We start from the raw sequence: 13,436 nt of genomic DNA, 5'->3' as shown, positions 1-13,436 counted from the left end.
CAGGCACGAGGCGCTCGTTGGACAGCAATGCCGTCGCCGTCGACCGAGGTCGGCAGGATTTGGCGGGCATTTGTGGTGTTGCGCGCGACGATGGCGGGCAGCGGTCCGCCCTTCTGCAGCCTCGCCTGGCCCAAGGGGGCCGGGCGAGGCCGGAAGCACCGCGGCGCACGACGCCTCGGTCGTGCGAATTCCGAAGAGGCCCGCGCGTCACGCCAGATAGGCAGCATCGAGTGTCGACAGCGCATCGGGCTCGCGAATGCTCCCCCAGTTCGACGGCGCGCCGCCCTGCAGCGCGCCCCGAGTTCCTGATCCGGATACATGTCGACCGCCCCGACGATGATCCGCGGGGCAAGCGACCGCTCGATCACCTTGCCCGCGTGTTCAAGACACCGGAGCCGGCTCCACGCCGCCTTGCGACGGCGAGACGTTTGCGCCCGGCGTCTCGCCGTGCACGCACACTCTGTTGCGGCCCGAGCGCTTCGCCTCGTACAGCGCGGCGTCCGCCTTCGTACTCAGGTGGTCCAGGTTTTCGCCAGGCCGCCAGCCGGCCACGCCGCCGCTGATGCTGTACGAGCACGGGCCGTTCGACGTGGTCACGGGCTGAGCCAGCACGGCGTTGCGCAGCCGCTCCGCAAGGCGCCGCGCGTCGTCCGGCTCCGTTGCAGGCAGCAGCACCGCGAATTCCTCGCCCCCCATGCGCCCGAGCACGTCGCCGCGCCTCAGTTGCGCCTGGGCCACGCGAACGAATTCGCGCAGCACCGTGTCGCCGCCAGCGTGACCAAGCGTATCGTTGATCGACTTGAAATGATCGAGGTCGGCGATCAGGAGGGAGACGGGGAAGCCGCGCCTGCCCGCGTCGGCCAGTTGGGCGCGCGCGACCGCTTCGAAACCCTTGCGCGAGAGCGCCCCGGTCAGGTAATCCCGGTTCGCCGCCTCGCGCGCATCGGCGAGCAGCACGTCGTGCACCATCATCATCGCGGACATCGACAGCGTGGGCATGATGGCCGCACTGGCGACCAGCAGCATCACGCTGCCCGTCGACGCGAACATCAGCGGGCTCGACACGCCGTCCAGCGTCATGAAATGGATCCCGCGCGCCAGTTGGCATCCCGCGAAGAGGAAGGCCATCGCCGCGGTCACCCGATAGGGATACGCGTGCCGGCCGGTCGGACGGTACCGGAGCACCAGGAGCGCGATCGCGACGCAAAATGCCGCGCTGAACAGGGTCGTGACGAGTACGCGAAGCGGAATGCTGTCGATCACGTAACGCCAGTAGACCAGCGCGACCCCGAGCGGCAGCAGTGAACCGGCCAGCGCGGGCCACCGGACGGGACGACCCAGAAAACGCGCGCACCCCGCGTAGTACGTGACGGCGGCCAGTGCCATCAGCATGTTCGCGGCCACGACGGACAGGTAATCCGGAATCCAGCCGCGCATCAGGATCAGCGGCAATCCGACGGCCATCGCGGCATTGGCGACGAACCATTCGAGGACGCCGGCTATCCCCGATCGAAGCAGGGAGCCGAGCAGCACCAGCAATACCGTGCTCATGAGTGCGGATGTGGCGATAGCCACTGCAGGATCTAGCATGCGAATGTGACGGCCCCGGTGAAATCGACAGACCGGATGCGAACCCGACGGGTAGGTCGGGTGCCCCGCCTGTTGTTGCTTCGCGGCGAGCCGGAACAGCCCCGGCCGATTCATCACCATGAGGCAACATGTCATCGTTTGTGGGCGAAATTGTCGACGATCCGGGCACCAATGTCGAATGCGTTCTTGACGGGACGCTCGACGGTCGGTCACGCGTCACGGCAAACGGTGGCGCGCCGCATGGTACGCGCGCCAATGCGACCCTTCAGGCCGCGCCGCCTTCTGCTCGAGGTAGCGGCGCAGCTTCGTGCGATCGTCGGCGTTGTCCTGGGCGACCGCGCCGGCGATGCAGTCGGCAAGGCGTTCGACCCGTTGCCGGCACGACAGTCCGTCGCATGTGACTGGCTGGTGTCGCAATGGAACGCCCGCCTGCCTTGCGGCAAACTGCACCGGCACTTTCGTACTGGCCGACACCGGCCTGCTGGACGGCCGGCTCGCGACGACCACCACTTACTCGACGTTGTCCGACACATCCGTCATGCGGATCATGTGCGGCCTCACGCCGTCGTCGATGGCCACTGCCTCCTTCGGATGGATCAGCGCCTCGAGCCGCGCCTTCGTCGCGACGAATTCGGGCGTATTGACCTGCGAATAGTCGCGCGGCCTTGGCACGGGCACCTCGATCAGTTCCTGCACCGCCCCCGGGTTCGCCTTCAGCACGAGAATGCGGTCCGCCAGAAAGATCGCCTCGTCGAGATCGTGCGTGATGAACAGGATCGTCACGTCGATGTTGCGCCAGATGTCGAGCAGGTGCGTCTGCATCCGCGCCCGCGTCTGCGCGTCGAGCGCGCCGAACGGCTCGTCCATCAGCAGGATGCGTGGACGGTTCGCGAGCGCGCGGGCAATCGCCACGCGCTGCTTCATCCCGCCCGACAACTGGTGCGGATAGACATCCGCGAAACGCGTCAGCCCGACCAGGTCGAGCCACTGCAGCGCTTCACGCTCGGCCTGGCCGCTGCTGCTGCCGTTCATCCGCAGGCCGAACATCACGTTCCTCTTCACGGTGAGCCATGGAAACAGCGTATAGCCCTGGAACACCATGCCGCGATCGGCGCCCGGCCCCTCAACGGGCTTGCCGTCGAGCAGCACCTCGCCGCTCGTCTGTGCGTCGAGCCCGGCCAGGATGCGGATCAGGGTCGACTTGCCGCAGCCGGACGGACCGATCACGCACACGAACTCGCGCCGGTAGGTACGGAAACTGATGTCGTCGAGTGCGGTGCACTCGCCCTGCGGTGTCGCGAAACGCTTGCCGACATGACGCACGTCGAGTATCACGTCGCGTGTTTTCAGGCGCGCGAAGCGCTCGCGCACCGCGTCGGACTGCATCAGGTAATCGGGAACGGCTTGCGGGTTCTGCATGATGGCCTCTGCGGAATTCGGTCGATGGGTGGGCGTCAACGGGCGTCACGCTTTCAGCGTGCGGTCCCACGGAAACAGCCGGCGGCCGAGCAGCCCGAGCACGATGTCGGTGCCAAGGCCGATGATCCCGATCATCAGGATCGCCGCATACACGTTGTCGAAATGCTGGTAGCGCGCCTGCTGGCTGATGTACCACGTGATGCCCGAGCTCGTGCCGACGAGTTCGGCGACGATCAGGTAGGTCCACGCCCAGCCGAGCAGGATGCGCTGGTCGCGATACAGGTCCGGCAGCACGCCGGGGATCACGACGTGCGTGAGCAGCTTCAGCTTCTTCGTGCCGAGAGTCATCGCGGCCTCGAACAGCCCGTATTCGAGCTTGCGCGTCGTGTTCGCGATGATCAGCACCTGCTGGAACAGCGTCCCGATCACGATGATCGCGACCTTCGGCGCATCGTAGATGCCGAGGATCGCAACCATCAGCGCGCCGAACGCCGGTGCGGGCAGGTAGCGGAAGAACTCCAGGAACGGCTCCTGAAGCCGCGCGAGCACGCTGAAGGTGCCGCAGACGATGCCGAGCGGCACACCGATCGCGGACGAGATCACGAAGCCCCAGAAGATGATCCGGATGCTGTGCCACAGGCTCTCGTGCAGCCAGACGCCGTCGCGGGATGCCGGCGGGGTCGTGAACGCGGTGTAGAACGCGCGCAGCACCTGGTGCGGCGCGGGCAGGTACACCGGGTTCGCACGCACGCCCTCGGGCACGGCCGCGCCGGTCGCTCGCGCATGGGCGAGTTCGTCGTCGAACACGTCGCGATCGATCTGCATGCCGGTCTGGAAGTAGTCGACGCTGCCCGGATTCGTGACGCGCATTTGCGGATGCCAGATGAACGGCACGTAACTGATCAGGCACCAGACGGCGAACGGCAGCAGGAAGGACGCCACGCCGAGCGTCCATTTTCCGCGGGTCGTCAGCTCGCGGCGCACGGCGAGCCATCCGGTCGTGTTGCGGGTCATTGGCATGTCAAACTCCGTATCGTTTCAGGTGCCGGTCGCGCGCATGCCGGGGCACCGCGCGACCGGGCGTTCATTGCAATGCGCGTGCGCCGCTCGTGCCGGTCGCGGCGCTCGCGCGGTAGGCACGCCAGCCGCCGAAGTGCGTGATGTCCTGCGCGCCGTCCAGCGCCGTGCTCTCGCACAGGAAACCCTGCACCCGGGCGCCGTCCTCGAGCGTCAGCGTGCCGATGCCGAGCGGGTCGGCAATGCCGGCGACGAAGCTGCCGTAAGCGTCCACGGGCATCTCCCAGATTTCGACCGCGATCGACGCGCCGCCGTCCGGCACGCGCACGAGGCCCGGCTTGGCGACGCCGCCGGATGCCGCCGCGGATAGCGCGTAGAGACGATAGGCGGGCGCTGTCGTCGTCGCGGCGACGAAACGTCCGCCTCGCTGCGTGAGCTGCCAGTTGAGCGGCTCACCTCGCAGATGCGCGCCGACGACCGCCATGCGCACGACGCCGGATGACGCGCCGGGCACCGGTGCTGTTGTTGCACCCGTGTCGCCTGCGACGTCCGTCGGCAGACCGCCACCCTCGCCGCTGCCTCGTTCCTCCGCGTCGGCCCACGCCTGCGCAAGATCGAGCAGCCGCGCGTCGTCGTGTGCACGCCCGACGAACGTGATGCCGAACGGCAACCCGGCATGCCGCCCGGTTTCGCAAATGCCGGCGGGCACCGCGATCGCCGACAGGTCGAGCAGGTTGACGAAGTTCGTGTAGTAACCAAAACGCGAATTGACGCCGATCGGGTCGCCTTCGAGTGCGTCGATGGTCGCCGTCGTCGCCGAAGTCGGCATGACGATCGCGTCCAGTCCGTTCCATGCACGGCCGGCCTCGACGCGCAGCGTCGCGAGCGTATCGAACGCGGCGAACGCATCGGCCGCGCTGAAGCGCGCCGCACCGCCGACGATTTCGCGGATCACCGGATGCAGCGCGTCGGGTTCCCGCGCGGCGAAGGCGCCGATCGCGGCGAGCCGTTCGGCGACCCACGGGCCTTCGTAAAGCAGCCGCGCGGCAGCGAGGAACGCGCTGAAATCGATCTCGACGATCCTCGCCCCGGTCGCACGCAGGCGCTCGAGCGCGGCGCGCCATGCCGCGCCATACGATTCGTCGCCGAAGAATTGCAGCTGATCGGCACGCGGCGTGGCGAAGCGCAACTGCCCGAGCGGTCGCGCCGGTTGCGCGCGAAGCCCGTCCGCGCCCAGCAGCGGCTGCCACGCGCGTCCGTACGGATCGCCATCGGTCACGCCGTGCGCGGCGGCGAACACCGTTCGCGCGTCAGCCGCCGAGGGCGCGAACACCGATACGCAATCGAGCGACCGGCAGGCCGGCACGACGCCGAGCGTACTGAGCACGCCCTTGGTCGGCTTGAGCCCGACGAGCCCGTGAAACGCGGCCGGCACGCGCCCGGAGCCCGCCGTGTCGGTACCCAGCGAGAACGACGCGACGCCGAGCGCGACGGCCACCGCCGATCCGGAGCTCGAGCCGCCCGATGCATAGCGCGGATCGAGCGCATTGCGGCATGCGCCATAAGGCGAGCGCTGGCCCGACAAGCCGGTCGCGAACTGGTCCAGGTTGGTCTTGCCGATCGGAATCGCGCCGGCCGCGATCAGCCGCTCGACGACGGGCGCACTGCGCGCCGGCGTATACGCATAGGCCGGGCAGGCTGCCGTGGTCGGGATGCCGGCGAGGTCGATGTTGTCCTTGATCGCGAACGGCACGCCATAGAGCGGCAATGACGCGAGGTCGCGCCCGGCCAGCGCGTCGGCATAGGCCGTCATCTCGCCATGCGTCAGCGGCCGGATCCACGCATGATGCGGATCGCCCGCGGCAAAATGCGCGGCAATCTCGTCGACGAGCGCGTGCGGCGTCAGGTCGCCTTTCGCATAGCGCGCCCGCAGCGCGGCGATCGAACGGATGCCGGGCAAAATCGAACGTTCCGTCGTGCTCATGCAACCTCCTCGGCGGCGCCCGCCTTCATCACCATCAGCCGCTGGCCGGCCACGACCGCCGCGCCCGGCGCGCAATCGATCGTCTCGATCGTGCCGTCTTCCGTCGCCGTCACCGCAACCTCCATCTTCATCGACTCGACGATCGCGACGACCTGCCCTTCGGTCACGCGCTCACCCGCTTCGACCAGCACCTTCCACACGCTGCCCGACACGTCCGCGGCGATCGCGCGCTGCGTGTCGGCAAGCGCGCCCGCTTCCCGCGCGGCGTCCGCCTCGCCCTGCGCCGCGTCGCCGACGTATTCGGCATGGCCGGCCACCCGCCACCGTTCGCGCTCCGCTTCGAACGCCGTTTGCTGCGATGCCTTGAACGCGGCGATCGAATCCGCCTCGTCGCGCAGGAAGCGGTTGTACGCGCCGAGATCGAATACCGATTCCTCGATCTTCAGACCGGCGCGCCCCGCGATGAAATCCGCGCGCAGTTCCGCCAGCTCGGCCTCGCTGACTTCGTAGAAGCGAATCTCGTCGAAGAAGCGCAGCAGCCACGGCTTGCCGGCTTCGAACTCGCGCGTGGTGCGATGGCGGTTCCACATCTGCACGGTCCGACCGACGAACTGGTAGCCGCCCGGCCCTTCCATCCCGTACACGCACAGATACGCGCCGCCGATGCCGACCGCGTTCTCCGGCGTCCAGGTGCGCGCGGGGTTGTACTTCGTGGTGACGAGCCGGTGGCGCGGATCGATCGGCGTCGCGACCGGCGCACCGAGGTACACGTCGCCGAGCCCCATCACGAGATAACGCGCGTCGAACACGATGCGCTTCACGTCGTCGATGCTGGCCAGGCCGTTGATCCGCCGAATGAACTCGATATTGCTCGGGCACCACGGCGCATCGGGCCGCACCGACTGCATGTAGCGCTCGATCGCGACACGCGTCGACGGATCGTCCCACGACAGCGGCAGATGCACGATGCGGTTCGGCACGCGCATGTCGGCAACCGCCGGCAACGCGCGTTCGGCCGCCTGCAGATGCGCGATCAGCGTGTCGAGCGGCAGGATCCGCGCGTCGAACTGCACCTGCAGCGAACGGATGCCCGGCGTCAGGTCGAGCATGCCGGGCAGACGGTGCGCGTCGAGCCAGCACATCAGCGCATGCACGCGAAAACGCAGGTTCAGGTCGAGCACGAGCGGCCCGTATTCCACCAGCACGTTGCGGTCGCCCGAGCGCCGGTAGACGACGCCGATGCCGCCGCCGGCCGACGGGTCGCGATGCAGCACGCATTCGTCCGCCGTGCCGGCGGGTGCCGGACGCGCAACCAGCGTGTCGGCGGAGAGCGTGGTCGACACACGGGCGCGGACGAACTGCACCGTATCGCCCGGCCGCAGTTGCCCGAGCTTCCACAATTCGTCATGCACGACCGTCACCGGACACACGAAGCCGCCGAGGCTCGGGCCGTCCGGGCCCAGGATCACCGGCATGTCCCCGGTGAAATCGACCGCGCCGATCGCATACGCGTTGTCGTGGATGTTCGACGGATGCAGGCCGGCTTCGCCGCCGTCCGCGCGTGCCCACTGCGGCTTCGGGCCGATCAGCCGGATGCCGGTCCGGCTCGAGTTGTAATGGACCGTCCACTGCGTGCCGTACAGCATCGCGATGTCGTCCGGCGTGAAGAAATCCGGCGCGCCGTGCGGGCCGTCGAGCACGCCGAGCGTCCACGCGTGCGTCAGCGCGGGGATCTCCGCCGCGGCCAGCGTGGCGCCCGCGTCGCCGCGCCCGGCTTCCTCGTCCAGATGCAGCACGTCGCCCTTGCGCAGCGCACGCCCCGCATGGCCGCCGAACTGGCCGAGCGTGAAGGTTGCCTTGCTGCCGAGATAGTCGGGCACTTGCAGCCCGCCTTTCACGGCCAGGCAGGCGCGCACGCCGGCACCCGTCACGCCGCCCAGCTTCAGCACCGCGCCTGGCCGCGCACGCAGCACCTGCCAGAACGAGGCGGGTTCGCCATCGAGCGATGCCGCGAGCGGCGCGCCGCCGAGCACGAAGAGTGTCTCGGCGTTGAAGCGCAGCGTCGCGCCGACCATCGTGAATTCCAGCCCGGCCGCGTCGCGCGCATTGCCGAGCAGCGCGTTCGCGAGCGCGAACGCGCGATCGTCCATCGGCCCGGACGGCGGCACGCCGACGTTCCAGTAGCCGACACGCCCGGGCGCCTGCTGCACGGTGGTCTGCACGCCGCCGTCGAGCACGTCGATCGTGTGCGGCGCGAACGCGAAGCGCGACAGGAAGGCGGTGGTCGCTGCGCCGCGCGCGAACGTGTCCGAACCGGCAATCGCGCGCAGATAGTCGAGATTGGTTTCGATGCCGTACAGTTCCGTGCGCGCCAGTGCGCGCTGCAGCGCGGCCAGTGCGTCGCGGCGCGTCTCGCCATGCACGATCAGCTTCGCGAGCAGCGGATCGTAGTACGCGCTGATCTCGGTGCCCGCCTCGATCCATCCGTCGACGCGCACGTCGTCCGGAAACGCGACGTGCGTCAGCAGCCCCGCGCTCGGCAGGAACTGCTTGTGCGGATCCTCCGCATAGAGCCGCACCTGGATGCTCGCGCCGCGCGGCGCAACGGCGAGCGTGCCGAGCGGCGGCAGGTCGCCCTCCGCCTGCAGGATCATCCATTCCACGAGATCGATGCCCGTCACTTCCTCGGTCACGCAATGCTCGACCTGCAGCCGCGTGTTCACCTCGAGGAAATAGAACTGGCGCGTATGCGCGTCGAACACGAATTCGACCGTGCCGGCCGACGCATAGCCGACCGCTCGGGCAAGCCGCACCGCGCTCGCGTGCAACGCGGCGCGCTCTTCGTCGGTCATGCCCGGTGCAGGCGTTTCCTCGATCACTTTCTGGTTGCGGCGCTGCACCGAGCAATCGCGTTCGCCGAGTGCGATTGCATCGCCGCGGCCGTCGCCGAAGATCTGCACTTCGATGTGCCGCGCGTGCTCGACGAATTTCTCGAGATACACGCCCGCATGCGCGAAGTTCGCGGCGCCGAGCCGCACGACGGAATCGAACGCCGCTTCGAGCTGCGCGGCATCGCGGCACAGGGACATGCCGATCCCGCCGCCGCCGGCGGTGCTTTTCAGCATCACCGGGTAGCCGATCGCGTCGGCTTCGGCGAGCGCCGTCCGTGCATCGTCGAGCAGGCCCGTACCGGGCAGCAGCGCGACGCCCTGTGCCGCGGCGAGTTCGCGCGCGGTGTGCTTGAGCCCGAACGCGCGCATCTGGTCGCCGCGCGGCCCGATGAAGCGCAGGCCCGCCGCTTCGCATGCGTCGGCGAATCCCGCGTGCTCGGACAGGAACCCGTAGCCGGGATGCACGGCTTGCGCGCCCGTCTCGCTTGCGGCGGCGAGGATCGCCGCGACGTTCAGGTAGCTGTCCGCCGCCGGCGCGGGGCCGACCCGCACGGCTTCGTCGGCGAGCGCCACGTGGCGCGCATCACGGTCGGCGTCGGAGTAGATCGCGACCGACGCGATCCCGAGCCGCTTCAGCGTGCGGATCACGCGGCACGCGATTTCGCCGCGGTTCGCGACGAGGACTTTCGTGAATTTCATGTTGCCTCCCGCCGGGCCGCCCCAAGGGAGGCAACCGCCCCCTTGGGGGGCAGCGAACAATAGTGAGCGTGGGGGTCGTTCATTCCGCCTCCCGCCGGGCCGCCCCAAGGGGCGTAGCGGGGAATTCGCGGAGCATCGCTCCGCGCCCGCGCAGCCGGCCGGCTTTGCAAAGCCGGCCGTGGACGCCAACCGCCCCCTTGGGGGGCAGCGAACATGTCGGTCCGGAGTAGCGCTTCAGCGCGTACTCCGGCCCCATGCAAAGCAAGTGAGCGTGGCGGTCGTTCATTCCGACTCCCAGATCGTGAGGCGCACCGGCGTCGGGTTGTACCCGTTGCACGGATTGTTGAGCTGCGGGCAGTTCGAGATCAGCACCGTGACGTCCATCTCCGCGCGCATCTCGACATACTTGCCCGGTGCGGAAATGCCGTCCTCGAAGGTCAGCCCGCCGAGCGGCGTGACGGGCACGTTCATGAAGAAGTTGACGTTGCCGACCAGGTCGCGCTTGGTGAGCCGCGCACCCGCGCCGCACGTGCAATGCGTGATGGCGTTGAGGAAGCTGTCGCGGCAGTTGTGCATGTGCCGCTTGTCGAGCGCATAGCGCACGGTGTTGCTCTCGGCCGCGCACGCGCCGCCGAGCGTGTCGTGACGGCCGCAGGTATCGGCGACGAGCGTCACCATCGGGTTGCCCCGGCTCGACAGCAGCACGCTGCCCGCGCTCAGGTACAGGTTGCGCTGCGCGCGGATGGTGTCCTGCGCGCTGTAGCGCTCCTCGGGGTCGTCGGACCGGTAGAACAGCGTGTCGACGGCCTGGTTGCCTTCGAGGTCGAGGATGCGGAAGACCTGCCCGCGCTTCAGGTCGTGCAGCCACGGTTCCCCCGCATTCAGCGTGGTGTCGTGAATGGCATCGCGCGGGTCGAGACGGCTTTCGATGATCGGCATGGCTCGGCTCTCCTTACGCAAACAGGCGATCGGTATTGGCGAAGCCGCGCACGTTCTCGGCGCACGCGCGGCGGCACGGATCGTCTTCCGGCGCGGCACCGTCCGCCGGATACGCGCGGTACGCGATCAGCTTCACGGCCTTCGGCGCGTAGTCCGGGTGCGGATCGAGCGGATGCGGCGCGGTCGAGAACGCTGCCAGCGTGTTCATCTCGAAACGCAGGTCGAGGGCACTGCCGGCCGGCGAATGTCCGGCGACGAAATCGAGCGCGCCGTCGTCGCGCGTGTCGAGCTTGCTGAAGAAATTGACGTTCGCGACCAGGTCGCGCGCCGACAGCCCGTATTTCGCGAGTTCGAGCACGAGGCTGTCCCGGCCGTTGCGGATCATCGCGTTGCGATCGGCCTGGTACGACGTCGTGCCGTACTTGTGCGCGAACAGCCGCGCGTCGCCGACGCCGCCGAGCGGGTCGTGCCAGCCGAGCGTGTCGGCCGTGATCGATGCGATCACGCGCCCCATGTCGGTGTACAGCGCATGGCCGCGCGTGAGATGCGCGGTGTGCTGTGCCTTCAGCGTGTCGGCCATGTTGTAGCGTTCGAGCGGGTCTTCCTGGCGATGAAACACGGCGGACAGGTTCGCGCCGCCGTCGACATCGACGACGCGCAGCGCGAGGCCGCGGCGCAGGATGCCGGACCAGTGGGTTCCGGCGGGAATGAGCGTTTCCCACACGACGTGTGGCGGCGGGGCAAGGACGGCTTGGGGGCTCGGCGACATGGCGGCTCCGGGGTCGATTGGACAAAAGGCATGAGAGGGCGACCGAACGACATCGCGACCTCCCGGGCTTTTATCCCTCCGTGGAGCCTCGCCGTTTCCTCGAAGCGAGGAGAAGACAAGACCGGATTGCTCTCGGACCAGCCATCGCACGGCGCGAACGCCGCACGACCGGAACCCTAGCGATCCTGAAGATGATGCAAATTGCTTCGCACCTCTCGGGCACTGAATAAGCGAGTTGCGTGCCAGCGTGTGAGGAATCGCCGCGCCACGCGGCTTTCCGGCAAGCGCGCACTGACGGACACCGCACCGGATGCGGATGGCTGCCCTCACGGCGGGCGTGCCGCGCACCATGCGAACGCGCGCCCGCACCGGTGCAGTGCGCGCCGCGCCTGCCTGTACGACACGATCGGCAATGGCATGGGCATTGCTCGATGCATGCACCTTCACTCGATATGCGACACCTCATGAACAAGCTCGACCTGCTCCGGCGCGCGCTGAGCGCGCTCTTCTCCGCCCGCTTCATCGAACTGCAGCGCAGGTCGCGGCGCCACTGAGCCGCCCCGCCGCGCGCCGTTGGCACGCTTCTCGCTCGGCATGACGCCGAGAGGTGCGGCGGCGTCGCATCTTAGGGGTGCTAGGGTTCCGGTTCATCGAACGTCTGGTCCGAGAGCAGCCCGGTGCGGGTTCGTCCGATCGCGAGACCGGACGCACACGCGCTACACGGCGGGACAAAAGCCCGGGAGATTGGCGATGGCAACGGCCGTCGCGCCTCTCCGTGGCCGCTTCATTCGTTCCGCATCCGCAGGAACCGGCCACGCGGCCGGACCGCGCACGAGCACGGTCCGTATCGACGATCCCGATCCCGGTCTCCTGGAGAAAACGATGACCCGCCCCGCCCTGGCGCCTGGCCGCCTGCTGTCCCGCCGTTCCGTCCGTCACGCATGGGGGGCCGCCGTGACGGCCGCCGCGCTACTCATGACACCCGCCGCGCACGCGGCAGCACCGCTCAAGATCGGCTACAGCGACTGGCCCGGCTGGGTCGCGTTCCAGGTCGCACTCGACAAGGGATGGTTCAAGGAAGCCGGTGTCGACGTCGATTTCGAATGGTTCGATTACTCGGCATCGCTCGACGCGTTCTCCGCGGGCAAGCTCGACGCGGTCGCGGCGACGAATGGCGACGCGCTCGTCACGGGCTCGGCCGGCGCGAAGAACGTGATGGTCCTGCTCACCGACTATTCCGCCGGCAACGACATGATCGTCGCCAAGCCGCCGCTGCGCACCGTCGAGGCGCTGAAGGGCAAGAAGGTCGGCGTCGAACTCGGCCTCGTCGACCACCTGCTGCTCGAAACCGCGCTGCAGAAGCACGGGCTGAAGGACGGCGACGTGACGCTCGTGAACGCGAAAACCAACGAGCTGCCGCAGGTGCTCGGCTCGTCGTCGGACATCGCCGCGGTGGCCGCCTGGCAGCCGAACGCGGGCGAGGCGTTGAAGCGCGCACCGGGCGCACGCGCGATCTTCACGTCGGCGGATGCGCCGGGGCTGATCTACGACGCGATCACGGTCGCGCCGGCGAGCCTTGCCGCGCGCCGCGCCGACTGGGCCAAGGTGATCAAGGTCTGGTACCGCTGCGTCGCCTACATCAACGATCCGAAAACGCAGGGTGACGCGGTCAAGATCATGTCCGCACGCGTCGGGCTTGCGCCGGAGCAGTACCTCCCGCTGCTGAAGGGCACGCACCTGCTCGACGAAGCCGCCGCGAAGCGCGCGTTCCGCAAGGGCGACGGACTCGATTCGATCTACGGCTCGACGCGCAACGCGAATGCGTTCAACGTGCGCAACGGCGTGTACAAGCAGTCGCAGGACATCGACGCGTATATCGATCCGCGCCTGGTGATGCCGCATTGACGGACGCGGGGCCGGGCTTCGCGCGCCGGCCCCGCGCGCACTTCCCCCACACCGCGGCTGCGTCAATACGCACCCGCCGCCTGACCGTCTTCCCGCCCCCACCTCGCCGCGACTCCACGCGATTCCACGCGATTTCGCAGAGGACCTTTCCTGTGCAGCGCCTTAATCGACTGCCACACGATCTCCAATAATGGCCGCTCGATCCGCCGGCCACCGGGCCGGA

At 68.5% G+C, this 13,436-nt stretch carries 9 protein-coding genes and 2 riboswitches; of the genes, 1 reads left to right on the top strand and 8 read right to left on the bottom strand.

Features of this window, described 5'->3' with window-relative positions:
* Window positions 1-381 precede the first annotated feature (381 nt).
* The 8 genes from FFS49_RS31230 to FFS49_RS31190 all read right to left on the bottom strand — a co-directional run bounded on the left by FFS49_RS31230 (window position 382) and on the right by FFS49_RS31190 (window position 11,308).
* The gene (locus tag FFS49_RS31230) at window positions 382-1,590 is read right to left on the bottom strand and encodes a GGDEF domain-containing protein (RefSeq protein WP_039357785.1); all 1,209 of its coding nucleotides are present in this window, start codon (window positions 1,588-1,590) and stop codon (window positions 382-384) included.
* A gap of 216 nt (window positions 1,591-1,806) precedes the next feature.
* Window positions 1,807-2,097: a hypothetical protein gene (locus tag FFS49_RS31225; RefSeq protein WP_159439414.1), complete on the bottom strand. Its 291-nt coding sequence runs from the start codon at window positions 2,095-2,097 to the stop codon at window positions 1,807-1,809.
* Between the two features lie 3 nt (window positions 2,098-2,100).
* Entirely contained in the window at window positions 2,101-3,009 is a 909-nt protein-coding gene (locus FFS49_RS31215) for an ABC transporter ATP-binding protein (protein WP_105815220.1), read from the bottom strand.
* Window positions 3,010-3,054: 45 nt separating this feature from the next.
* Window positions 3,055-4,029, bottom strand: a complete 975-nt coding sequence (locus FFS49_RS31210; protein WP_105815219.1) for an ABC transporter permease — start codon at window positions 4,027-4,029, stop codon at window positions 3,055-3,057.
* Between the two features lie 64 nt (window positions 4,030-4,093).
* A complete protein-coding gene (gene atzF / locus FFS49_RS31205; protein ID WP_105815218.1) occupies window positions 4,094-6,010 on the bottom strand; it encodes an allophanate hydrolase in 1,917 nt (638 codons plus the stop codon).
* Window positions 6,007-9,600 (bottom strand): urea carboxylase, encoded by a 3,594-nt coding sequence (gene uca, locus FFS49_RS31200; protein ID WP_105815217.1) that lies wholly within the window; start codon window positions 9,598-9,600, stop codon window positions 6,007-6,009. The genes atzF and uca overlap by 4 nt, the downstream gene beginning before the upstream one ends.
* 282 nt (window positions 9,601-9,882) lie before the next feature.
* The gene (locus FFS49_RS31195) at window positions 9,883-10,539 is read right to left on the bottom strand and encodes an urea amidolyase associated protein UAAP2 (protein ID WP_105815216.1); all 657 of its coding nucleotides are present in this window, start codon (window positions 10,537-10,539) and stop codon (window positions 9,883-9,885) included.
* A gap of 13 nt (window positions 10,540-10,552) precedes the next feature.
* On the bottom strand, window positions 10,553-11,308 hold the full coding sequence (locus FFS49_RS31190) for an urea amidolyase associated protein UAAP1 (RefSeq protein WP_039357732.1): 756 nt from the start codon (window positions 11,306-11,308) through the stop codon (window positions 10,553-10,555).
* Between the two features lie 57 nt (window positions 11,309-11,365).
* A riboswitch (guanidine-I (ykkC/yxkD leader) is annotated at window positions 11,366-11,499 on the bottom strand.
* A gap of 432 nt (window positions 11,500-11,931) precedes the next feature.
* Window positions 11,932-12,053: riboswitch (guanidine-I (ykkC/yxkD leader) on the top strand.
* A 137-nt stretch (window positions 12,054-12,190) separates the two neighbouring features.
* Between FFS49_RS31190 and FFS49_RS31180 the strand changes: the two genes are divergently transcribed.
* A complete protein-coding gene (locus FFS49_RS31180; RefSeq protein WP_039357783.1) occupies window positions 12,191-13,213 on the top strand; it encodes an ABC transporter substrate-binding protein in 1,023 nt (340 codons plus the stop codon).
* Window positions 13,214-13,436: the final 223 nt, after the last annotated feature.

The sequence above is a fragment of the Burkholderia sp. 4NA327C6 genome, assembly GCF_005502655.1.
GTDB classification, from domain to species: domain Bacteria; phylum Pseudomonadota; class Gammaproteobacteria; order Burkholderiales; family Burkholderiaceae; genus Burkholderia; species Burkholderia contaminans.
This window is presented reverse-complemented; position numbering and strand designations above follow the sequence as displayed.

Excerpts from the sequence above, each read along its gene's own strand:
- FFS49_RS31190 (WP_039357732.1), bottom strand. The coding sequence starts at position 11,308 with ATGTCGCCGAGCCCCCAAGCCGTCCTTGCCCCGCCGCCACACGTCGTG.
- FFS49_RS31180 (WP_039357783.1), top strand. The coding sequence starts at position 12,191 with ATGACCCGCCCCGCCCTGGCGCCTGGCCGCCTGCTGTCCCGCCGTTCC.
- atzF (WP_105815218.1), bottom strand. The coding sequence starts at position 6,010 with ATGAGCACGACGGAACGTTCGATTTTGCCCGGCATCCGTTCGATCGCC.
- FFS49_RS31210 (WP_105815219.1), bottom strand. The coding sequence starts at position 4,029 with ATGCCAATGACCCGCAACACGACCGGATGGCTCGCCGTGCGCCGCGAG.
- uca (WP_105815217.1), bottom strand. The coding sequence starts at position 9,600 with ATGAAATTCACGAAAGTCCTCGTCGCGAACCGCGGCGAAATCGCGTGC.
- FFS49_RS31230 (WP_039357785.1), bottom strand. The coding sequence starts at position 1,590 with ATGCTAGATCCTGCAGTGGCTATCGCCACATCCGCACTCATGAGCACG.
- FFS49_RS31215 (WP_105815220.1), bottom strand. The coding sequence starts at position 3,009 with ATGCAGAACCCGCAAGCCGTTCCCGATTACCTGATGCAGTCCGACGCG.
- FFS49_RS31195 (WP_105815216.1), bottom strand. The coding sequence starts at position 10,539 with ATGCCGATCATCGAAAGCCGTCTCGACCCGCGCGATGCCATTCACGAC.